Raw genomic sequence first — 21,699 nt, 5'->3', positions numbered from 1 at the left:
CGCGACGCGGGCGGTGATCAGCGCCCGGTGACCTCGCGGTACAGGTGGCCGGCCGCCCGGGACCCGTCGTCGTAGCGCGCCAGCACCCGCTCCTTGCCGCGCTCGTTCAGCGCGACCTCCCACCGGCCGTCGGCGGCCCGGCGCAGGACGTGGAACTCCGTGGCGGGAAGCCGGGGTTCGTGGATGCCCGGCAGCCGGAACAGCGCGTCGGGCACGCCCGCCCGGCGCAGCTCCGCGCGAAGGGTGGCGGGCGTCACCGACGCCGCGGTCGCCGCCGCGCGCCGGGGAGCGTGCGTGCGCCCGGGGGTGACGTCCTCCAGGGCGCCCGCCGCCAGCAGGGACTTGATGTCCTTGTCCAGCTTGATCTGCGTACCGCCGCCGGGCTGGCCGAAGGCCGGGGCTATGGCGCCGCGCTGTCCCGTGACGTTCTTCTTCACCTTGTAGAGGTGGTAGTTGCACTCGGCGTCGTACGCCGTGCCCTGCCGGTACGTCTGGAGGTTGGACGGCGGGATGGAGCGCTCGCCGTACGACACCGGCTTCTTGGAGTCCGCCGGGGACACGAACGTACCGCCCGTGCCGCCGAAGCGGTCGAGCACCGCGCCCGGCCCGACCGTCGTCGCGACCGGCTTCCCGGCGAAGCCGTCGTTCCCCGGGTAGGCCCACTGCCAGTCGTTCGTCTTCCAGTCGTTGAGGAACGACCGGGCCGTCGGGTAGATCCCGAACCTCTTCCAGTCCTTCACCAGTTCCGCGACCGGCTGCTTGGCGGGGACCGCCTTGGGGCCGAGCGACCAGTCGCCCTGGTAGGGGTCCAGGCACTCCGTGGGCTGCGGGGCGGCGGGGGTCTGCGCCGTGGCCATCGGGACAGCGGGGCCGAGTAACGTGCCGCACGCCGCGACGGCCATGGCTATACCAACGGTGATTCTCACCGGTCCTCCTGAACATCAGTGGTCAATGCACGGAACTTAGCAGCGCATTGATCACTGGGAGGAGAGGGGGAAACCAGCCATCAGGGGCCCTCTCAGGGCGCGGTGAAGAGGACGTCCGCCGCCCGAGCGACGATCTCGATCTCGTCGCCCAGCGCCCACTCGGCCACCCGCGAGGCCATCGCGGCGGGTACCTCGTCGGCGATCCCGGGGGCCGCCGGTATGTAGTACGTGGCGTGGGCGTCGTGCGGCAGGACCGTGCGGAAGCCGCGTTCGAGGGCGGCGCGGGCGGTGGCCATGACGCACATCTCCGACATCACGCCGCAGACGGCCAGCGAACCGACCCCCGCGCCCCTCAGCAGCTCCTCCAGGCCGGTCTCCTCGAAGCCGTCGTCCACCGTCTTGCGGCGCACGACCTCCCGGGGCCCGGGCGCGACGGGCAGGTGCAGCGGCCAGCCGGGCGCTCCGGGCTCGTCCGAGGCGCCGGGCTCGCCGTCGTTCTGGAGGTGGACGACGAACGCCCCGGCGGCCCGGGCCCGCTCGATCAACGGGCCGACCTGCGCGAGCAGTTCCACGGCGGCGGGCACCGCCTCGTCACCGCTGACGAAAGCGGACTGCACATCGACGACGACGAGAGCTTCGACGGGAGGCACCATGCATCGCATCGTGCCCGAGGCGCCCGCCTTGATCAACTCACTTCTCACTTGTTCCGTTGACCGGTTGTGACGCCTGAGGAGTTGGCTGCGGTCCGGTGCGATCCGGAGGACTTCGGTGGCCAGGGAGAGGGCGGTGAGAGCGAGGCGTTTGCGCATCAAGGTTCCTTCAGAGCGACGCTGACGTATCTTGACGGCAAGATCAACGCTTCGGGGAGCGGACGCTGTTGCCCATGGGCGCCCCCCGACCGGACCCTGACCCGCCCCTGAGCGGATGCCCGGTATCCCCGTACACCTCTGGGACACCTCCCGCCCGCGACGGGGGCCGAATTCGGCTACATCACACTTAGCGCCCGTCCGGGTGAAGTGCGTGTGGACCCTCTATCCGGGATTCGATGAGTTGTGCTGTTCTTGCGTTACTTCCCTGAACAGGTGAACTGCTCGACGGAAGGGGCCAGTTATGTGCCTCGTCACAAGCGCGGGGTAGACCCCGAAACCCGCCGCAGTGGCCGTTCCCGACGCCATTGCGCTGCGAAATTCCACAGGCTTCACCTTTCCCCTGGCGCAGCGCTCCGTTGCCACTCCATGGACTGGTGGTTCGGAGACACCGCTTGCCGAGCGGGCTGCGCCCGGTCTCCCACCCACCTCTTGGAAGGGCATGTCATGCAACTTCGTATCCTGGCGGCGGTGTTCGCGGCCGGTTTGCTGGTGGCCGCTCAAAGCGCTCAGGCTGCCGACCGCCCCGCAGCCTCCCCGGCGTCCATTGTCGGCGACAACCAGTACCACAGCATTACCAATGGCGGCACCACGAGCAGCGGCAGCCGTCTGGCGCTCGAGGTGGAGGGTCAGTGTTCCGCCCAGACCGGCTACGCCGACATCAACACCTACGACCCGAGCCACGCTTCGGAGAAGTGGAAGTTCTTCCTGAACCCGGACGGCACCGCGAACATCCAGGACAGCTGCGACCCGTCCATGGCCCTGACCGCCCCCACCGAGTCCGGGAACGCGGTGACCCTGACCCACAGGGACACGAACAACATCACCCCCCAGCAGAAATGGCAGGTCACCCAGGACGCGAACGGCGTGCTGACCATCGCCAGCGCGGCCACCGGCAGCGTGCTGGACAGCTGCGGCACCTGGGCCGCGGGGTCCACGGTCGTGGTGGACCCGGACCGTCAGCACACCACCCAGAGGTGGACCGTGCTCGCGTGAGCCCGCTGAAGCCACCGAAAGCTCTCCGAATCCGGGAGGAAATGCCATGCACAAGATCCGAAACGCCTCCGTAGCAGTGGGCACCGCCGTCGCACTGTGCGCCGGAATCACCGACGCTCACGCAATCATCGGCGGAACCCCCGTCCCGACTCCCTCCGCGGCGGTCCGCCTCCACTTCACCGCTACAGGGGGCGGAGACTACTATTGCAGTGGCGCGCTCATCAGCCCGAACTGGGTATTGAGCTCACGGGACTGCGTCAGCTATACGGACACCACTACGGTCGACCGTGGCGACGGCATCACCTACAAGGCCGACGCAACCTACTGGGAACAGAACGTCCTCGTGGCGGCGGTTCACATCCCCCAAGCGATCCCCGCTCCCAACGGATCAACATCCGACCCCGCGACAAACGGCTACATGGTGCTGGCCGACAAGTCCGACCCACTCCCCAAGGTCGGGGACGTGGACACCACCTACGGCTGGGACGGCAACGCGCTGAACAAGATCAACGTAAGGGTGACGGATTATTCGTCCCAAACCGTCTTCGCTACGGCAAGCGGCTGCAAAAACGGAGGGTGTATGGGGTCGGACGACTGGGGTGGGCCAGTAGTTCACAATTACGACGGAAAGCTGAAAGTGGCGGCCGTCACCTGGCAGCCTTCGTACCCCTACGATGACCGAGTCCACTGCACCGAGAACGCCGGCGGCGTATCCGAGACACGCGACTGGATCAAGGCGAAGACGGGCATCTGATCCCCGGCACATAGGGCGGCGAGCGTGGCGGCCAGGTCCGGTCGGCACCCCCGTCGAGCACCGGGGCGCCCGGCTCGTCAATCCCGGGCGGGCCGGGCGGCGCCGGGCTCGACTACGCCGCGACCAAGCGCGCCAAGCTCCCCGAGCGGGTGCGCCGCGCCTACGACCTCGTCGGCTTCGACCCGCGCGGCGTCGGCCGCAGCGCACCCGTCGGCTGCGGTGCGACGGGCGGCTTCTTCCGCTCCCCGGCGCCCGCACCCGCACCCGCACCCGCACCCGCACCGCCGAACGCGCCCTGGCCGACCGGCGCCGGCGCCGCGCTCCCCCAGCTGTCCACCGAGGCCACCGCCCACGCCATGGACGACCTTCGCGTCGCGCTCGGCGAGGAGCGCCTCGGCTTCCTCGGCGTCTTCGCGAGCCGTGGCAACACGCACGTGGACGACACGGTGGTGGCGTATCCGGTGGACGGGAAGGTCCCCGGGGTGGATGCGCGGTGCACGGGGGCGGGTGCGGACGGCTCGAACACGTCCGCCGCGAAGACCTCCGGATCACACCGGACCCCAGCCAACTCCTCAGGCGTCACAACCGGTCGACGGAACAACCGATCACCAAGGCACGCCACCGGCAACCGAACCTGACCAAGCCCTCCTAGATCCGCCCCAGCCTCCACAACCGCCACAGCCCTGTCCCGTCCGACAGATACTGCGTACCCGAGACCGAGTCCTTGCTGATCACGTACTCCTTCTTCTGCCACAGCGGCACCAGGGGCACCTCGTCCGCCACGATCTTCTGGATGGTGCGGTAGAGCTCCGTACCGCCCTCGCGCCGGTTGCTGCGCTGCGCTTCGCGGATCAGCCGGGTGACGCGGTCGTCGGCGTAGCCGGAGTGGAGGGTGTTGCCGGGGCCGACCAGGGGGCTGACGAAGGTGTCCGCGTCGGGGTAGTCGGCGATCCAGCTCAGACAGAACGCGTCGTAGGCGCCCTGGGCGTACCCCTTCTGGAACTCCTTCCACTCCACGTACCGGGTCTCGACCTCGAACAGCCCCGTCGCCTCCAACTGCCGCTTCAGCATGGCCGCTTCCTCGCCCGTCGCCGCGCCCTTGGAGTAGGCGAGCCGGAAGCGGACCGGAGCGGTGATGCCCGCGGCGCGCAGGAGATCGCGGGAGATCTCCGGGTCGGGCTTCGGATAGCGGTCGTAGAAGGAGGTGGTGTGGCCGGAAACCCCTTGCGGGATCAGGGAGTAGAGCGGTTCGACCGTGCGGAGGTGGACATCACGGGTGAGGCCCGTGCGGTCGATCGCGGCGGCGACCGCACGGCGCACCGCGACGTTCTTCACCGGGGAGCCGTCGTGCAGGCCGAAGGCGAGGATGCGGATGTTGGCGGACGCGTTCTCGGCGACGCGGAGCCCGTGCTCGGCGCGCGAGCCGGACGAGAGACGGGCCGTGTCGGCGGGCGGGAGCTGGCGCGAGACGACGTCGACGTCACGCCGCTTCCAGACCGCGCTCATCTTCGCCGGATCGCCGAAGTACCGGACGGTGACCGGGAGTCCGGCCTTCCCGACCGCGCCCCGGTAGCGGCCGTTGGGCGTCAGCTCCGCCGTCGCCCCCGCCGCGTAGGACTTCAGCCGGTACGGGCCGGAGCCGTCCGCCGCGTCCCCGGAGCGCAGCCGGTCCGCCGGATAGAGGCTGCTGTCCACGATGGAGCCCGCGCCGGTGGCTATCTTGAACGGGAAGGTGGCGTCCGGCGAGCGCAGCCGGAAGGTCACCGTGCCGGGGCCGTCCGCCGCGACCGACTTCAGGGTGGACAGCAGGGGTCCCGGTCCCTGGTCTGACCTGATGCGCAGGATCCGGTCGAAGGAGAACTTGACGTCACGGGCCGTCAGATCATGGCCGTTGGCGAACGTCAGCCCCTCGCGCAACCGGCAGGTGTAGGTGCGCAACGCCTCGTCCGTGAAGCGGCAGTTGTCGGCCGCGTCCGGGACGGGGGTGGTGGTGCCGGGGGCGAAGGTGAGCAGCGACTGATAGAGATTGCCGAAGAGCGCCCAGGATCCGGCGTCGTACGCGCCCGCCGGATCGAGGGTGGTGACCGTGTCGGTCGTCCCCACCGTGACCGGCCGGGCCTCCCCGTCGTCGGAGGAGACGAGCGAACACCCGCTCAGTCCCGCCCAGATCAGTGCCGTCGCGACGACGGCCGCCCCGCCCCGGGTGCGTCTCCGGATCCCACGCATGCGCGCCCCCTTTTCCAGTGACGCGCCTCACCTAAACACACGAACGGGCGTACGTCCGGGGAATCGGCCAAGTGATCGGCGGCCATCCGGGGGCGGGCTGCTGTCCCCGCAGTACGGCGGGGAAACGCTATGAAGTGCGCCGCAACGCCCTGACCCCACGCAACCCGATGAGGCCGACGGCCGTCCCCAGAAGAAAAGAGGTAATAGCGAGCGCCAGGTGGACCCAGAAGTACGCGGTCGGCTCACCCGCGTCGTCGAAGGCGAGCCCGCTCCCGTCCTTCCAGAGATTCTTTGCGAAAGTGATCCAGATGAACCAGCTCCAGACGCCGAAGGCGAGCAGGAACCAGGACACGGGGCGGGAGAGGACAGCGGGGGTGCGAGGGGCCGACGCCCCGGAGGGATTCACCATGGGTTTCAGTATGCGATCCGGCACCGGCACTGGTCCTATCGGGTCCTCGGCGGGGGACCGCGCCGCCGGCACGGCCTCGGAGCCGCGGCAGAGGGGTACGTTCACCGGCGTGCCGATGACGACGACATCACAGACAGTCCGGCGGCGCGGCGCGGCCCTGGTGGCCGCCTCGGCCTCGCTGCTGCTCCCCCTGGCGGCCGTCTCGCCCGCGGTCGCCGCCCCGACCGCCCCGCCGGCCACGCACTCCCCCTCGCCTTCGGCGAGCAAGAGCCCGTCCGGCAGCCCGTCCGACAACAAGGGCAAGCCGCCCAAGCAGCCCCCGGCGAAGATGTCCGAGGTCGGCGGCGAACTGCTGGGCAGGCCGGGCGTGCAGGTGCAGCCGGAGGCGGGGGCCCCGGCGCTGCCGAAGGGGCTCAGCGGTGACGCGTGGCTGGTCGCGGACGCCGAGTCGGGCGAGGTGCTGGCGGCGAAGAACGCCCACTGGCGGCTGGCGCCGGCGTCCACGCTGAAGATGCTCTTCGCGGACACCGTCCTGCCGAAGTTCCCCAGGACGGCACAGCACAAGGTCGCGCCCTCGGATCTGGAGGGCATGGGCGAGGGCAGCAGCCAGGTGGGGCTCAAGGAGGACTCGACGTACTCCGTGCAGGACCTGTGGCTGGGGGTCTTCCTGCGGTCGGGCAACGACGCCGTCCATGTCCTCTCCGCGATGAACGGCGGCGTCGGGCAGACCGTCCGGGACATGCAGGCGCACGCCGAGGAGCTCCAGGCCAACGACACGCACGTGGTCACCCCCGACGGCTACGACGCGGACGGCCAGGTCTCCAGCGCCTACGACCTGACCCTCTTCGCCCGCTCGGGGCTGCAGAAGAAGGACTTCCGGGACTACTGCGCGACCGCCACCGCGCAGTTCCCCGGCGAGGAGAAGAAGGGCAAGAAGCGCGAGTCCTTCGGCATCCAGAACACCAACCGGCTGCTGACCGGCCAGGGCATGCCCGTCTACAAGGGCATCGCGGGGGTGAAGAACGGCTCCACGACCAACGCCGGGAACACCTTCACGGGCGTGGCCCAGCACGGCAGCCGCAAGCTGCTGGTGACCGTGATGAACCCGGAGACCAAGGAGACCGGCGAGGTCTACAAGGAGTCCGCCGCCCTGCTGGACTGGGGCTTCGAGGCGGTCGGGCACGTCAAGCCGGTCGGCGTGCTGGTGCCCCCGCTGGGCGCGTCGGGCGGCAAGGACGCCGGGAAGTCCGGCGGCAAGGCGGGGGACAAGGCCCAGGCGTCGGTCGCCGATTCCGGCACGGGCTCGGGCGGCGGAGGGCTCTGGACGGCCGTCGGGATCACCGGCGGTGCGCTCGCGGTCCTGGCCGGGGCCGCGTACGTGGTGCACCGCCGGTGGCCGCTCAGGCGTCCGCCGCAGCCCTAGGCGGGTTCAGTCCTGGGCGGTTTCAGTCCTGGGCAGGCTCGGTCCTGAGCAGGTCGGCGGAGGCGTCGTGCCGCGTGGTGGCGGTCCACGCGGCACAGAACAGCAGCAGTTTCGCGGTGAAGTTGATCCACAGCAGCAGGGCCACGGGCGTGCCGAACGCCCCGTACATGCTCTTGGCCGCCACCCCGCTCAGATAGCCGCCGAGCACCAGCTTGAGCACCTCCAGCCCGACCGCGCCGATCAGCGCGGCGGTCAGCAGGGCGCGCGGTTCGGGCTGGACGCGGGGCAGCCGGGTCAGGACGTAGAGCAGCAGCAGGAGGTCGGCGAGGACGGCGACGCAGAAGCCGGCGGCCGACAGCAGCGCACCGCCCGCCCCGCCGGACGGCAGCCCGGCCCGGCCCGCGGCCCAGCTCACCGCGGCGGAGGCGAAGCCCGAGCAGCCGAGGGAGAGCAGCACCACCGCGCCCAGGCCCAGCAGCACGCCCGCGTCCTTCAGCCGCAGCAGGAAGGGGTTGCCGGGGCTCTCCTCCAGCTCCCACACGGCGCGCAGGCACTCGCGCAGGGAGCCGACCCAGCCGATGCCGGTGACGAGCAGCAGGGCGCCGGCGACGAGGCCGACCGTGCCCGCGTTGTCCACCAGGGCGCGCAGATCGAGGGACTTGGAGATGCCGGGCACCTGCTCGGCGAGCTTCCCCTCCAGCTCGTGCACCTTCGAGGCGCCGAGGACGGCGGCGGTGACGGCGGCGCCGACGGTGAGCAGGGGGAAGAGGGCGACGAAGCTGGTGAAGGTGATCGCGGCGGCGAGCCGGGTCCACTTCACCCGCTCCAGCGTCTCGTAGGAGTGCCATGCGTGGGTGCGGAACAGCCGCGTCGCCACGGGGCCGATCACGGGCAGCCGGGTCAACCAGTCCATGATCCACGTTTACCCCGGATCGGCGTCTCGCTGCGGGGGCGGCCCAGTCCGTGGACCCGTGGTTCCGGCCGGGGGTCCGGGGGTTGCCCCCGGGAGAACACAGCCCCCGGATCGGGGTTCCTCTGCGGGGGCGGCCCAGTCCGTGGACCCGCGGTTCCGGTCAGCCCGCAGATCCGTCGTCCCGGCCGGGAGGCCGAGGGGTCAGCGGGAGGTCGCGGGTGGCCGCGAGGCCCCGGTCCGGTGGGGTACCGCGGTCTGGAGAGGGTCCTGGGCCGGTACCCCGGCTTCCGTCCCCGGATCCGCGTCCGCGTCCGCTCCGAAGCGGTACTCGCGGTCCAGCCGCCAGACGCCGTCGGCCCCCTGCTCGTAGAGCGCGAAACCGGCGACGGTCCAGGCCGCCTCGTACTCCGCGAGCTCCTCGAAGGCCCGGTCCATGGCCTCCTCGGGGATGCCGTGGGCGATCGTCACGTGCGGGTGGTACGGGAACTGGAGCTCGCGGGCGAGCGGGCCCGACGCGTCCCGGATCCGCTTCTGGAGCCACGAGCAGGAGGCGGAGCCCTCCACCACGTTGACGAAGACCACCGGCGACAGCGGCCGGAAGGTGCCCGTGCCCGACAGGCGCATCGGGAACGGGCGGCCGAGCGCGGCGACCTCGGCGAGGTGCTGCTCGATCACGGACAGTGACGCGTCGTCCACCTCGGTGGGCGGCAGCAGGGTCACATGCGTGGGGATGCCGTGGGCGTGGGGATCGCCGAAGCCCTCGCGGCGCTTCTGGAGGAAGCTGCCGTACGGCTCCGGGACCGCGATCGAAACGCCGAGCGTTACGGTCCCCATCGAGTTCTCCCTCCTGTGCGCCTGTAGGTCCCCGTGGTCAGTGTGGCGGCTGCGCCGCGTCCACTGCCAGGTGTGCCGGTCCCGGGTGCGGGGCGGAAGCCGCTCCTCCCTGCACCGTCGGGCCGTACCGGCTCGTCCGCTGTGACGGAATTCTCAGCGGTGCGGTCAGCGTGCGGCGGGCAGGAAGCCCACCTTCGCGTACGCCTGTGCCAGGGTCTCGGCGGCCACGGCGCGCGCCTTCTCCGCGCCCTTGGCCAGCACGGCGTCGAGCGCGGCCGGGTCGTCCAGGTACTCCTGCGTACGGGCACGGAACGGCGTCACCCACTCCACCATCACCTCGGCGAGGTCGGTCTTGAGCGCACCGTAGCCCTTGCCCTCGTACTTCTGCTCCAGTTCCGCGATTCCCGTGCCGGTGAGCGTGGAGTAGATCGTCAGCAGGTTGCTGACGCCCGGCTTCTTCTCGGCGTCGAAGCGGATCACGGTGTCGGTGTCGGTGACGGCGCTCTTGATCTTCTTCGCGGAGACCTTGGGCTCGTCGAGCAGGTTGATCAGACCCTTCGGCGTCGAGGCCGACTTGCTCATCTTGACCGCCGGGTCCTGGAGGTCGTAGATCTTCGCCGTCTCCTTGAGGATGTACGGCGCCGGGACGGTGAAGGTGTCGCCGTAGCGGCCGTTGAAGCGCTCGGCGAGGTCCCGGGTGAGCTCGATGTGCTGGCGCTGGTCCTCGCCGACGGGGACGGCGTTGGCCTGGTAGAGCAGGATGTCGGCGACCTGGAGGATCGGGTACGTGAAGAGGCCGACCGTGGTCCGGTCGGCGCCCTGCTTGGCCGACTTGTCCTTGAACTGCGTCATGCGCGACGCCTCGCCGAAGCCGGTCAGGCAGTTCATCACCCAGCCGAGCTGGGCGTGCTCGGGGACGTGGCTCTGCACGAAGAGGGTGCAGCGGTCCGGGTCGAGACCGGCGGCGAGCAGCTGGGCCGCGGCGAGGCGGGTGTTGGCGCGCAGCTCGGCCGGGTCCTGCGGAACCGTGATCGCATGCAGGTCGACGACCATGTAGAAGGCGTCGTGGGAGTCCTGCAGGGCCACCCACTGGCGGACGGCACCGAGGTAGTTGCCGAGGTGGAACGAACCGGCAGTGGGCTGGATTCCGGAGAGCACACGCGAACGATCAAGGGCCATGCCCACATTCTCTCAGGTACGGCCACCGGGTCGGTCCGACGGTGGGTCCCGGACGTCAGAGGGGTGTTAAAAAGGGCGGCATCGCCGCATGCCCGGATCCCCGGATCCGACCCGGTCTGAACGGAGCACATGTTGATCTCCACGGAACGCAGCACCGCCGCCATCTCCGCCGCCGAGGCCCACAGCGCGCACAACTACCACCCCTTGCCCGTCGTGATCACCAGCGCCGAGGGCGCGTGGATGACCGATGTCGAGGGCCGCCGCTACCTCGATCTGCTCGCCGGCTACTCGGCGCTCAATTTCGGCCACGGCAACCGGCGTCTGATCGACGCGGCCAAGGCGCAGCTGGAGCGGGTGACCCTCACCTCCCGCGCCTTCCACCACGACCGGTTCGCCGAGTTCTGCACCGAACTGGCCGCGCTGTGCGGCAAGGACATGGTGCTGCCGATGAACACCGGCGCCGAGGCGATCGAGACCGCCGTCAAGACGGCGCGGAAGTGGGGCTACCGGATCAAGGGGGTCCCGGACGGCAAGGCGAAGATCGTCGTCGCCGACAACAACTTCCACGGCCGGACGACCACGATCATCAGCTTCTCCACCGATCCCGAGGCGCGGGCGGACTACGGTCCCTACACCCCCGGCTTCGAGATCGTGCCCTACGGCGACCTCGCCGCCCTGTCCGCGGCCGTCGACGAGCACACGGTGGCGGTGCTCCTGGAGCCGATCCAGGGCGAGGCCGGCGTCCTCGTCCCGCCGGCCGGCTACCTGGCGGGCGTCCGGCGGCTGACCGCCGAGCGGAACGTCCTCTTCATCGCGGACGAGATCCAGTCCGGGCTGGGGCGTACGGGGCGGACGTTCGCCTGTGAGCACGAGGACGTGGTGCCCGACATGTACGTCCTGGGCAAGGCGCTGGGCGGCGGGGTGGTGCCGGTGTCCGCCGTCGTCGCGTCGAGCGAGGTGCTCGGGGTGTTCCGGCCCGGCGAGCACGGGTCCACGTTCGGGGGAAATCCGCTGGCCTGCGCAGTGGCCCTGGAGGTGATCGCGATCCTCAGAACGGGTGAATACCAGGAGCGGGCGGCGGAGCTGGGCGAGCATCTGCACCGGGAGCTGGGGCTGCTGGTGGGCGAGGGTGCGGTGGACGCGGTACGGGGGCGGGGGCTGTGGGCCGGGGTGGACATCGCGCCGTCCCGGGGGACGGGCCGTGATGTCTCCGAACGCCTTCTGGAACGCGGTGTTCTGGTCAAGGACACGCATGGGTCGACGATCCGGATCGCGCCGCCGCTGGTGATCTCCAAGGAGGATCTCGACTGGGGGTTGGACCAGTTGAGGGCGGTGCTCGCGGGCTGAGGCCGGGGGGCTTTGCCCCTGTCCCGCCCTTTCACCGTTTCTTCCGGGGAGACCCCGGACCCCATTCGCCCTTCGGGCGAAGTCCTCAAGCGCCGGACGGGCTGAAATCAGCCCGTCCGGCGCTTGAGGACACCCGCGCGGAGCGCAAAGAAACGGTGAAAGGGCGGGCCAGGGGCATCACAAAATCACGTGCGGCACAAACCGCGCGTACCCGTCCGTCACCAACCCCTCCGACTCCCGTATCCCCATCCCCGCCGGCTCCCCGTCCACCACCCACGCCCCAAGCACCACCCGGTTCCCGTCGAACTCCGGCAGCGGGGCCAACTCCTGGTAGCAGCAGGGTTCGTCCCGCACAGAGGACGCATCACCCGCGGGGTGCAGTACGACCCCCACCCCCTCCCGCCCCAGCAGCGGCTTCGAGACGTACGACGTGAGATCCCGCGGCCCGTCCACATACGCCGGCAGCAGATTCGGGTGCCCGGGGAACAGCTCCCACAGCACCGCCAGCAACGCCTTGTTGGACAGCAGCATCTTCCACGCCGGCTCGATCCACAGCGTGGACCCCGTCCCACCCCCGTTGTCCAGCGTGTCCAGCACCCGCGGGCCGAAGCGGTCCTCGGTCATCCACTCCCACGGGTACAGCTTGAAACAGGCCCGTACGAACCCGTACCGCTCGTCCACGAAGCGCCCGGATATCCGGTCCCAGCCGATGTCCTCCATGGAGACGGCCCGCGTGTCGAGACCGGCCTGGGCGGCCGTCTCGCGGAGGTAGGCGACGGTCATCAGGTCCTCGCCGATCTCGTCACCGGCCGAGTGCGCGAAGTGCACGGGCGCGCCCGGCGGCAGCAGCGGTGCCTGCCGCCGCCACGCGGCGACGAGCCGCTCGTGCAGGGAGTTCCACTGGTCGGCCCCTTCGCGGTCGGCGAAGCGGTCCTCCATCCAGAACCACTGGGCGCTCGCGGCCTCCACCAGCGACGTGGGCGTGTCCGCGTTGTACTCCAGCAGCTTGGCCGGGCCGCCGTCCTCCCGCCCGTCGTACCGCAGGTCGAACCGGCCGTAGAGCGAGGGGAGTTCGTCCCTCCGCCGCCAGGACTCGGCGACGAGCGCGGCCAGTCGTCCGTCCTCGATGCCGAGTTCGGCGAAGCGGCCGGCCGTCACGATGTGGTCCGCCGCCTCCAGGCACATCTCGTGGAGCTCGGCGACGACCTCCTCCAGGGCCTCGATCTCGGGCAGGGAGAAGGAGTAGTAGGCACTCTCGTCCCAGTACGGGCGCAGTTGGCCGTCGGGGTGGCGGGTGAGGGGGTAGATCACCCCCTGTTCCTCGACGGTCTCCTGCCAGCCGGGGCGCGGGGTGGTGCGATGGCGCCGCACGCCGCTCACCCACCGCCCGAGCCGGACGAGGAGCAGCCGAAGCCGCCCCGGTCCACGGCCTGGCTCTTGACGAACGTGCCGCTGCCGGCGTAGCCGCCGGAGGTGCGGCCGGCGCCGTAGTACCACTGGCCGGCCGGGGATCCCGGCCTGGTGTCCTTGCACGCCTTCGCGTCGAGCACGCGATAACCCCGCGCCGCGTCATAGCTCTTGGGGTCGACGCACCGCTTGTCCGGCTCGGACCCGCAGGAGGTGAGGGCCGTGGCGAGCAGGCCCATCCCGCCGAGTATCACCGTGCTGGAGCGCAGTCTTCTGTTGCCTGCCATTTCTCGTCCCCCGTCGTACACAACGTCCGGACACGATAAACCCGGCCACTGACAGCACTCTTTTCAGCCCGCCGGCGGCAGCGCCTCCAGCAGGGCCGCCAGGGCGGTGGAGAAGGCGTGGTCGGGCGGGGTGCCGTAGGCGACGACGATGCCGTCGCCCGCGGAGGCACCGGCCAGCGGGTGCCGGAAGCGGCCGAGGCCCTCCAGGGCCACGCCCCGCTCGCGCGCGGCCCGGACGGTCGCCGCCTCCGTCCCGGGCGGGAGCCGCAGGACGACGTGGAGCCCGGCGGCGATGCCCGTGACGGCGATGTGCGGCGCGTGCGCGGCGAGCGCGGCGACGAGCTGGTCGCGGCGGCGCCGGTAGCGCAGCCGGACGGAGCGGACGTGGCGGTCGTAGGCGCCGGAGGCGATGAACTCGGCGAAGGTGAGCTGGTCGAGGACGCCGGTGCCCCACTCCCCCGTCGCCTTGAGCTCCGCCACCTCGCGGGCCAGTTCCCCGGGCAGCGCCATCCAGGCCAGGCGCAGCCCGGGCGCGAGGGACTTGCTCACCGTCCCGCAGTGGACGACGTGGTCGGGGGCCAGGCTCTGCAGCGCGCCGACCTTCCGTCCGTCGTAGCGGAACTCGCCGTCGTAGTCGTCCTCCAGGACCAGCCCGCCGGTGCGCACGGCCCAGTCGACGACGGCGGTGCGGCGGTCGGGGTGCAGGCTGACGCCGGTGGGGAACTGGTGGGCGGGGGTGAGGAGTACGGCGCCGACGTCCGGGTGCCGGTCCAGCTCGGCGACGTCCGCGCCCAGCGCGTCGACCGGCAGCGGGACGCCGCGCAGCCCCGCGCGGTCCACGGACTCGTGGTGGCCCCAGAAGCCGCGGCCCTCGACGCCGACCGCGCGCACGCCGCGGCGGCGCAGCACCCGGCCCAGCAGGGCCACGCCCTGCATGAACCCCGAGCAGACGACGATCCGTTCGGGGTCCGTCCGCACTCCGCGGACCCGTGCCAGATAGTCGGCCAGGGCCGTGCGGAGCTCGGGGCGGCCGTGGCCGTCGCCATAGCCGAAGGCGTCGTTGGGGGCGGCGGCGAGGGCGCGGCGGGCGGCGGCCGCCCAGGCGGTGCGCGGAAAGGTGGCGACGTCCGCCGTCCCGGTGCGCAGGTCGTACGGGAGCCGTTCGGCGGGGCGGACGGGAGGCGCCGGGCGGGCGGCGGGGCGCGGCGGTACGGGGCTGGGGGCCACCCGGGTCGACGAGCCCCGGCGGGCGGTGAGCCAGCCTTCGGCGACCAGCTGGCCGTACGCCTCGGCGACGGTGTTGCGGGCCATGCCGAGGTCGGCGGCGAGGGCGCGGGAGGAGGGCAGGCGGGTGCCGGGGGCCAGCCGCCCGGAGCGCACGGCGTCGCGCAGCGCGCGGATCAGCCCCGCGCGCACCCCGCCGCGCGGACCGGCCGGTTCGAGGTCGAGGTGGAGATCCGGGCCGGCCTGATGGTGTGGAGTTGCCCATGATCCCGTCATGTAAGTGGACCATACATGCGGCCGGTTGAGCCCCTAGCGTCGAGGTCATGAGCGACCTCACCGCCACGCTGCGCGCCCTGCACCACGGACGGCACCCGGACGATCCGCTGGTCCTGCCCGGCCCCTGGGACGCGGGTTCGGCCCGTGCGCTCGCCGACGCCGGTTTCCCGGCGCTGGCCACGCCGAGCGCGGGCGTCGCCGCGTCCCTGGGGGTGGCGGACGGCGAGGTGCCGGCGGACGAGATGTTCGCGGCGGTCGCGCGGATCGCGCGCGCGGTCCCCGTCCCCGTCTCGGCCGACCTGGAGGACGGCTACGGCCTCCCGGCCGCGGAGTTCGTCGAACGCCTCCTGGAGACCGGGGCCGTCGGCTGCAACCTGGAGGACACCGACCGGCGTACGGGCCGTCTGGTGGACGCCCGCGAACAGGCCGACCGCCTCGCGGCCGTCCGCGCCGCCGCCGGCGACGCGCTCTTCGTCAACGCCCGCATCGACAGCCACCTGCGCGGCGCGCCGGAGGAGGACGCGCTCGAACGGGCCCGGCTGTACGCGGAGGCGGGCGCGGACTGCGTCTTCCCGATCCTCGCGCCGGTGGAGTGGCTGGCGGGGATCGGCGAGGCGGCGGGCCTCCCGGTGAACGCCCTTTGCCGGGGTACCGAGTTCACGCCCGCGGAACTGGGGCGGCTGGGCGCGACGCGCATCACGTTCGGCCCGGGCCTGTACAAGCGGACCATGGCCGCGCTGGGGCCGATCGCGGAGGAACTGCGGGGCGCGTGAGGTTCCGGCTCCTCCGGCCTCCAGGGAAGCGCGTCACCCCTGCGGGGGATGGTAGGCACTACCGCTGGAGTACCGGCCGAAGGACGCCGTCGCGCTCGTCCGGGAGGCCGCCTCGGGGGCCGTTGGCGTCGCCCAGGTCACGCGTCGGCTGCGCGCCCGGACCAATCCGCCCAGCGACCGCTTCCGCTACCCCACCCACGCCTTCCACACGTCCGGGTGCCGCTTCACCCACCGCTCGGCGGCGTCGTCGGCGGACAGCTTGTCCTCCGCCATCAGCTGGGCGACCTCGTTCTGGTCCTGCTTCGTCCAGCGGAACTTCTTCAGGAAGGCGGCCGCGTCGCCGCCCTTCCGGGAGAAGTCGGCGTTGAGGTACTTCTTCAACTCGGACGTCGGATAGGCACAGTCGACCGAGTCCGGGTCCTTGTCGCCCTTCGCCGCGCACGCGTCGCTGTACGGGGGCAGTTTGACCTCGACCATCGGGACCTCGTTGAAGAGCCACTGCGGCTCGTACCAGTAGGTCAGGAACGGCTTGCGGTCCTTGGCGAACTGCTTGATCTGGGTGATCTGCGCCGCCTCGGAGCCCGCGAAGACCACCTGGTAGTCCAGGTTCAGGTTCTTCACGAGCGCCTTGTCGTGCGTGACGTACGACGGGGAGCCGTCGAGGAGCTGGCCCTTGCCGCCGCTCTCGGGAGTGCGCAGCTGCGCCGCGTACTTGTTGAGGTTCTTCCAGTCGAGGACGTCCGGGTGCGCGTCCGCGAAGTACTTGGGGACCCACCAGCCGATGTGGCCGGAGACGCCCAGCGGGCCGGCGTCCGCGACGGTCTTCTTGTCGCGGACGTAGCGCTGTTCCTGCTCGGGGTGGCCCCAGTCCTCCAGGATGGCGTCCACCCGGCCCTGGCTGAGCGCGTCCCAGGCGGGCACCTCGTCCACCTGGACGGTGTCGACGCGGTAGCCGAGCTCGTGCTCCAACAGGTACTGCGCGACGGCCGCGTTGGCGCGGGCGCCGACCCAGGACTGGACGGAGAGCGTCACGGACTTCGCGCCCGCCGCGTTGGCGTAGGGCGAGCCCTGCTTGGTCATGTCGGCGGCGCCGCAGCCGGTGAGGGCCAGGAGGCCGAACGCGGCCGCCGCGGCGGTCAGGTGCCTAGCGCGCATCGTGCGCTCCCTTCGTCGGCTGGGTGACCCGGTCGAGCATCAGCCCCAGGCAGGCGATCGAGGCGCCCGCGACCAGCCCGACCGCGAGATCGCCGCGCGCCAGGCCGAAGACCACGTCGTAGCCGAGCCCGCCGCCGCCCACGAGCGCGCCGATGATGACGACGGAGAGGACGAGGACCACGGCCTGGTTCACCGCGAGCAGCAACGCGGGCCGTGCCAGCGGGAACTGGACCTGGAACAGCTGCTGGCGGCCCGTCGCGCCGAGGGAGCGCGAGGACTCCATGGCCGCCGGGCTGACCTGCCGCAGCCCCTCGCCCGCGATGCGGACGACGGCCGGCAGCGCGTAGACGACGGCCGCCGCGGCGGCCGGGGCCCGGCCCACGCCGAACAGGGCGACCACGGGGATGAGGTAGACGAACTGCGGCATGGTCTGGAAGACGTCCAGCACCGGGCGGAGCAGCCGCTCCGTGCGGGGGCTGCGGGCCGTGGCCACGGCCACGGCGAAGCCGAGCACGAGCGTGGCGGCGACGGCCGCGAGCACCTGGGAGAGGGTGTCCATGGCGCCGTCCCAGCGGCCCATGACGCCGATCGCGGCGAGGGCCGCGGTCGCGGTCGCGGTGGTGCGCCAGGTGCCGATCGCCCTCGCCAGGGCGGCTACGAGGAGGAGGGCTCCCCACCAGGGGATTCCTTGCAGCGTGTCCCTGAGCGGGTCCAGGATCCAGCCCGTGTAGTGGGCGGCCCAGTCGGCGGTGCCGCCGATGCCGGGGATGCCGGTGTAGAGGTGGTCTACGAGCCAGTCCTTGGCCTGGTTGACCGGCCTTGCTATCTGGAGCGTCCAGCTTTTCGGCCAGGTCGTGGGGACGGTCAGTGCCAGTGCGGCTACGGCGGCCAGGCCGAGGGCCCAGGTGGTTGCGGTTCGGGTGCGGGCCGTCGTTCCGCTGTGCCCACCCGTTCCGCCCTGCGGAACGACTGCCCACAGCGGGCGGGACCGCCCGGATGTCGTGCGGTCCAGGACGATCGCCAGGAGGACGATCGGGATACCCGCCGCAAGCGCCGCGCCCACGTCCACCGTCGACAGGGCCTGGTAGACCCGGTCGCCCAGGCCGTCCGCGCCGATGACCGAGGCGATCACCGCCATCGAAAGGGCCATCATGATCGCCTGGTTGACGCCGAGGAGCAGCTGCTTCCGGGCCATCGGGAGGCGGGCGGTCAGCAGGCGCTGGCGGGGCGTGGCGCCGAGGGAGTCGACCGCCTCCAGGACCCCGGGGTCCGTGGAGCGCAGGCCGAGCGCGGTCAGCCGGGCCATCGGCGGGGCCGCGTAGACGACCGTCGCCAGGACGGCGGGGGCGACGCCGATGCCGAAGACCAGGACGACGGGGAGCAGATAGGCGAACGCGGGCAGCGCCTGCATCGTGTCCAGGACGGGCCGCAGCACGCGGAACGCGCGCTCCGACAGCCCGGCCGCGAGGCCGAGCAGCGCGCCGACGAGGACGGACGCGGCGACGGCGACGACCATCAGCGCGAGGGTGCGCATGGTGGGCACCCACATGTCCAGCAGCCCGCAGGCCGCGAACGACGCGAGGGCGGTGACCGCGGCCCGTACCCCGGCCGCCCGCCAGGCGACCAGGGCCGCACCGGCCGTCACGCCCGCCCAGCCGAGGGCGAGGAGCACGACGTACACGGCGTGCACGGCGGCGATGAGGCCCGCGCTGATCCAGCCGAAGAAGTACAGGAAGAGCCAGTGGCTGTCGCGGTTGTCCACGATCCAGTCGCCGGCCGAGCGGAGCGGTTCGTCGAGGGAGACGGAGAGCGCTCCGGGCCAGCCGCCGCTCCCCCACAGGACGTGGGCGAGCGGGGCGAGCACCGCCCCGGCCACGGCCAGCGGCAGGAGCCTGCGGACGGTCCGGTGGCGCAGCAGCGCCATCGGGGCCACGGCCGCGGAACGGGGGGTGGTGGTACCGGTGGTGCTCATGCGGCGGCTTTCTCCAGGCGGCCGTGGCCCTCCAGGCCCGCGACGACCCGCAGCAGGCACTTGAAGTCGACGATGCCGACGCACCGGCCGTCGTCGAGGACGCGGGCGGGGCTGCCGTCGCGGGCGACGACGTCGATGGCCTCGGCGACGGTGGTGCCCGCCGCGACGGTGGGACCGGAGCCGCCGCGGGCCTCGGCGAGGGTGGCCGGGCGCATGGCCCGGCGCACGGTGATCACCTGTTCCCGGGGCACGTCGCGGACGAAGTCGCGGACGTAGTCGTCGGCCGGGGAGCCGACGATCTCCTCGGGGGTGCCGCACTGCACGACGCGGCCGCCGCGCATCAGCGCGATGCGGTCGCCGATGTGCAGCGCCTCGGCGAGGTCGTGGGTGATGAAGACCATGGTGCGGCCCTCGTCGCGGTGCAGGCGGACGACCTCCTCCTGCATGTCGCGGCGGATCAGCGGGTCGAGGGCGCTGAACGGCTCGTCGAACAGCAGCACTTCGGGGTCGGCGGCGAGCGCGCGGGCGAGGCCGACGCGCTGCTGCTGTCCGCCGGAGAGCTGCGCGGGGCGCCGTCCCTCCATGCCGGACAGCCCGACCTTCTCGATCATCTCGGCGGCCTTGGAACGGCGTTGGAGCTTGGGCACGCCCTGGATCTCCAGGCCGTAGGCGACGTTGTCGAGCACGGTGCGGTGCGGGAGCAGGCCGAAGTGCTGGAAGACCATGGCGGCACGGCGGCGGCGCAGTTCGCGCAGCGCGTTCTTGTCCATCGCGCACACGTCCTCGCCGTCGATGGCGATGCTGCCGCTGGTGGGCTCGATGAGCCGGGTGAGGCAGCGCACCAGCGTGGACTTGCCGGAGCCGGACAGGCCCATGACGACGAAGACCTCGCCGGGGCGGACGTCGAAGGAGACGTCGCGGACGCCGACGGTGCAGCCGGTCCGCTCGCGCAGGGCCTCGGGGGAGAGCCCGGCCAGCTCCGGGGCGGCGGGCACGCGTTCGGGCTTGGGCCCGAACACCTTCCACAGGTTGCGGACGGAGAAGACGGGGGCCTGGTCGGCGGGCGCAGCCGCCTGCGGCTCGTCCAGAACGACGGTATCGGCAGCGGTCACTGGCCATTCCCCCCTTCGGCCGGGCTGTCGACAAGCAGTTCCGCGCACTTCTCCCCCACCATCAGCACGCCGATCATCGGGTTGACGGCCGTCATCGTCGGGAAGACGGACGCGTCCGCGATGCGCACCCCGTCCAGACCGCGGATGCGCAGCTGCGGGTCCACGACGGCGAGTTCGTCGTCGGCGGCGCCCATGCGGCAGGTGCCGGCCGGGTGGTAGACGGTGTGGGCGACCTTGCGGGCGTACTCGCTGATCTCCTCGTCCGTGGTGATCTCCGGGCCGGGGCAGACCTCGCGCTTGAGCCAGCCGGCCAGCGGCTCGGCCTTGGCTATCTCGCGGGCGAGCTTGATGCCGTCGACGAGGGTGCGCGCGTCGTAGTCCTCCTCGTCCGTGAAGTAGCGGAAGTCGAGGGCGGGCTTGACGGCCGGGTCGGCGCTGGTGAGGTAGAGCCGGCCGCGGCTGCGCGGCTTGGGGATGTTGGGGGTCATCGACACGCCGTGCTCGGGCTTCTCGTAGCCCAGGCGCTCGGGGTTGTCGGTGAAGGGGATCTGGTAGAAGTGGAACATCAGGTCCGGGCCGCCCGCCTCCGGGTCCCGCCGGACGAAGAGACCCGCGTCGGAGTCCATCGCCGAGTTCTCGGGGATCGGTCCGTCCGTCTCCCAGACGATCACCGACTCGGGGTGGTCGAGCAGGTTCTCGCCGACGCCCGGCAGGTCGTGGACGGCGGGGATGCCGAGGGCGTCGAGGTCGGCCTTGGGCCCGATGCCGGAGTGCATCAGCAGCCGCGGCGTGTCGACCGCGCCCGCGCACAGCAGCACCTCGCGTCCCGCCTCGACGAACAGCTCCTGCCCGTCCTTGGTGCGGGCGCGGACGCCGGTCGCCCTCGTCCCCTCCAGCTCCAGCTTGTGCACCCAGGTCTCCAGCAGGATGCGGAGGTTGGGGCGGTCGCCTGCCTCGATGTGCGGGTGGAGGTAGGCGACGGAGGCGGAGGACCGCTTGTTGTTCTCCGGGTGGTAGGCGAGGTCGAAGAAGCCGACGCCGTCGTGGAAGGGCTCGGCGTTGAAGCTGGTGACGCGCGGCACGTCCGCCGTCTTCCGCGCGGCCTCGACGAAGTCGCGGGCGATGGCGTTGCGGTCCTTCTCGTCCACCGGGACGATGTTGTTCCGCAGCCGGGCGAAGTACGGGTCCATGGAGGCCGCGTCCCAGCCCTCGGCCCCGGCGGCGGCCCACTCGTCCCAGTCGCCCGGCAGCGGCTTGAAGGAGATCAGGGTGTTGTGCGAGGAGCACCCGCCGAGCACCTTGGCGCGGCTGTGCCGGATGTGCGAATTGCCGCGCGGCTGCTCGGTGGTGGGGTAGTCGTAGTCGAGCTCCCCGCCGAGCAGGCCGAGCCAGCGGCGCAGTGTGAGGACTTCGGGGCGGTCGATGTCGGTGGGGCCGCCCTCGATGACGACGACACTGGTGCCGGGGTCCTCGGCGAGGCGCGAGGCGATCACCGAACCGGCGGTGCCGCCGCCGACGACGACGTAGTCAGCGGTGATCTTCTCAACTGCGGGGGGCATGCGGGGGTACTCCTCTGCTGTGAAAGGTGCTGCGCTGAAGGGGCGTTACGGGTGCGTCAGC

The 21,699-nt window shown here is 71.7% G+C and carries 20 protein-coding genes; 6 read left to right on the top strand and 14 right to left on the bottom strand.

Going from position 1 to position 21,699, the window contains the following annotated elements:
* Positions 1 to 17 precede the first annotated feature (17 nt).
* Positions 18 to 926 (bottom strand): TNT domain-containing protein, encoded by a 909-nt coding sequence (locus tag AB8735_RS22820; protein WP_344027427.1) that lies wholly within the window; start codon positions 924 to 926, stop codon positions 18 to 20.
* Positions 927 to 1,018: 92 nt separating this feature from the next.
* The gene (locus AB8735_RS22815; protein WP_372411893.1) at positions 1,019 to 1,588 is read right to left on the bottom strand and encodes an isochorismatase family protein; all 570 of its coding nucleotides are present in this window, start codon (positions 1,586 to 1,588) and stop codon (positions 1,019 to 1,021) included.
* A gap of 651 nt (positions 1,589 to 2,239) precedes the next feature.
* Here AB8735_RS22815 and AB8735_RS22810 point away from each other — a divergent pair.
* The 3 genes from AB8735_RS22810 to AB8735_RS22800 all read left to right on the top strand — a co-directional run bounded on the left by AB8735_RS22810 (position 2,240) and on the right by AB8735_RS22800 (position 4,180).
* The gene (locus AB8735_RS22810; RefSeq protein WP_372409026.1) at positions 2,240 to 2,788 is read left to right on the top strand and encodes an RICIN domain-containing protein; all 549 of its coding nucleotides are present in this window, start codon (positions 2,240 to 2,242) and stop codon (positions 2,786 to 2,788) included.
* Positions 2,789 to 2,834: 46 nt separating this feature from the next.
* Positions 2,835 to 3,542, top strand: coding sequence for a trypsin-like serine protease (locus AB8735_RS22805; protein ID WP_372409024.1), 708 nt, complete (start codon positions 2,835 to 2,837; stop codon positions 3,540 to 3,542).
* Positions 3,543 to 3,691: 149 nt separating this feature from the next.
* Entirely contained in the window at positions 3,692 to 4,180 is a 489-nt protein-coding gene (locus AB8735_RS22800) for a hypothetical protein (RefSeq protein WP_372409022.1), read from the top strand.
* 10 nt (positions 4,181 to 4,190) lie between these two features.
* Here AB8735_RS22800 and AB8735_RS22795 read toward each other — a convergent pair whose 3' ends face one another.
* Positions 4,191 to 5,768 carry an ABC transporter substrate-binding protein gene (locus tag AB8735_RS22795; protein ID WP_372409021.1) on the bottom strand — a complete coding sequence of 526 codons (1,578 nt, stop codon included), beginning with the start codon at positions 5,766 to 5,768 and terminating at the stop codon, positions 4,191 to 4,193.
* Positions 5,769 to 5,895: 127 nt separating this feature from the next.
* Positions 5,896 to 6,177, bottom strand: coding sequence for an SCO4848 family membrane protein (locus tag AB8735_RS22790; RefSeq protein ID WP_344027419.1), 282 nt, complete (start codon positions 6,175 to 6,177; stop codon positions 5,896 to 5,898).
* Positions 6,178 to 6,292: 115 nt separating this feature from the next.
* On the opposite strand from AB8735_RS22790, the gene AB8735_RS22785 reads away from it, so the two are divergent.
* Positions 6,293 to 7,600, top strand: coding sequence for a D-alanyl-D-alanine carboxypeptidase (locus tag AB8735_RS22785; protein ID WP_344027417.1), 1,308 nt, complete (start codon positions 6,293 to 6,295; stop codon positions 7,598 to 7,600).
* 22 nt (positions 7,601 to 7,622) lie between these two features.
* On the opposite strand, the gene AB8735_RS22780 is transcribed toward AB8735_RS22785, so the two are convergent.
* The 3 genes from AB8735_RS22780 to trpS all read right to left on the bottom strand — a co-directional run bounded on the left by AB8735_RS22780 (position 7,623) and on the right by trpS (position 10,526).
* A complete protein-coding gene (locus tag AB8735_RS22780; RefSeq protein WP_372409020.1) occupies positions 7,623 to 8,513 on the bottom strand; it encodes a YihY/virulence factor BrkB family protein in 891 nt (296 codons plus the stop codon).
* Between the two features lie 201 nt (positions 8,514 to 8,714).
* Positions 8,715 to 9,347, bottom strand: a complete 633-nt coding sequence (locus AB8735_RS22775) for a 2'-5' RNA ligase family protein (protein WP_372409018.1) — start codon at positions 9,345 to 9,347, stop codon at positions 8,715 to 8,717.
* 165 nt (positions 9,348 to 9,512) lie between these two features.
* Entirely contained in the window at positions 9,513 to 10,526 is a 1,014-nt protein-coding gene (gene trpS, locus AB8735_RS22770) for a tryptophan--tRNA ligase (protein WP_344027411.1), read from the bottom strand.
* 129 nt (positions 10,527 to 10,655) lie between these two features.
* Here trpS and rocD point away from each other — a divergent pair, with 129 nt between their 5' ends.
* Entirely contained in the window at positions 10,656 to 11,873 is a 1,218-nt protein-coding gene (gene rocD / locus AB8735_RS22765; protein WP_372409017.1) for an ornithine--oxo-acid transaminase, read from the top strand.
* A gap of 177 nt (positions 11,874 to 12,050) precedes the next feature.
* On the opposite strand, the gene AB8735_RS22760 is transcribed toward rocD, so the two are convergent.
* The 3 genes from AB8735_RS22760 to AB8735_RS22750 form a co-directional block, all read right to left on the bottom strand.
* Positions 12,051 to 13,244, bottom strand: coding sequence for a glutathionylspermidine synthase family protein (locus tag AB8735_RS22760; protein ID WP_372409015.1), 1,194 nt, complete (start codon positions 13,242 to 13,244; stop codon positions 12,051 to 12,053).
* Positions 13,245 to 13,249: 5 nt separating this feature from the next.
* Positions 13,250 to 13,567 (bottom strand): hypothetical protein, encoded by a 318-nt coding sequence (locus AB8735_RS22755; protein ID WP_372409012.1) that lies wholly within the window; start codon positions 13,565 to 13,567, stop codon positions 13,250 to 13,252.
* Between the two features lie 63 nt (positions 13,568 to 13,630).
* Complete coding sequence (locus AB8735_RS22750) at positions 13,631 to 15,067, bottom strand: PLP-dependent aminotransferase family protein (RefSeq protein ID WP_344027403.1); 1,437 nt, start codon at positions 15,065 to 15,067, stop codon at positions 13,631 to 13,633.
* Positions 15,068 to 15,114: 47 nt separating this feature from the next.
* Between AB8735_RS22750 and AB8735_RS22745 the strand changes: the two genes are divergently transcribed.
* Positions 15,115 to 15,840, top strand: a complete 726-nt coding sequence (locus AB8735_RS22745) for an isocitrate lyase/phosphoenolpyruvate mutase family protein (protein ID WP_372409010.1) — start codon at positions 15,115 to 15,117, stop codon at positions 15,838 to 15,840.
* A 186-nt stretch (positions 15,841 to 16,026) separates the two neighbouring features.
* Here the strand turns inward: AB8735_RS22745 and AB8735_RS22740 are convergent, their stop codons facing one another.
* The 4 genes from AB8735_RS22740 to AB8735_RS22725 are packed head-to-tail and all read right to left on the bottom strand — an operon-like array spanning position 16,027 to position 21,638.
* Positions 16,027 to 16,995, bottom strand: coding sequence for an ABC transporter substrate-binding protein (locus AB8735_RS22740; RefSeq protein ID WP_344027399.1), 969 nt, complete (start codon positions 16,993 to 16,995; stop codon positions 16,027 to 16,029).
* Complete coding sequence (locus AB8735_RS22735; protein WP_372409008.1) at positions 16,985 to 18,967, bottom strand: ABC transporter permease; 1,983 nt, start codon at positions 18,965 to 18,967, stop codon at positions 16,985 to 16,987. The genes AB8735_RS22740 and AB8735_RS22735 overlap by 11 nt, the downstream gene beginning before the upstream one ends.
* Positions 18,964 to 20,079 (bottom strand): glycine betaine/L-proline ABC transporter ATP-binding protein, encoded by a 1,116-nt coding sequence (locus AB8735_RS22730; protein WP_372409007.1) that lies wholly within the window; start codon positions 20,077 to 20,079, stop codon positions 18,964 to 18,966. The genes AB8735_RS22735 and AB8735_RS22730 overlap by 4 nt, the downstream gene beginning before the upstream one ends.
* Positions 20,076 to 21,638 (bottom strand): GMC oxidoreductase, encoded by a 1,563-nt coding sequence (locus AB8735_RS22725; RefSeq protein WP_344027395.1) that lies wholly within the window; start codon positions 21,636 to 21,638, stop codon positions 20,076 to 20,078. The genes AB8735_RS22730 and AB8735_RS22725 overlap by 4 nt, the downstream gene beginning before the upstream one ends.
* Positions 21,639 to 21,699: the final 61 nt, after the last annotated feature.

The organism is Streptomyces luteireticuli (assembly GCF_041519305.1).
Taxonomy (GTDB): Bacteria; Actinomycetota; Actinomycetes; order Streptomycetales; family Streptomycetaceae; genus Streptomyces; species Streptomyces luteireticuli.
The sequence above is the reverse complement of the archived record's forward strand: the minus strand, read 5'-3'. Positions and strand labels throughout refer to the sequence as shown.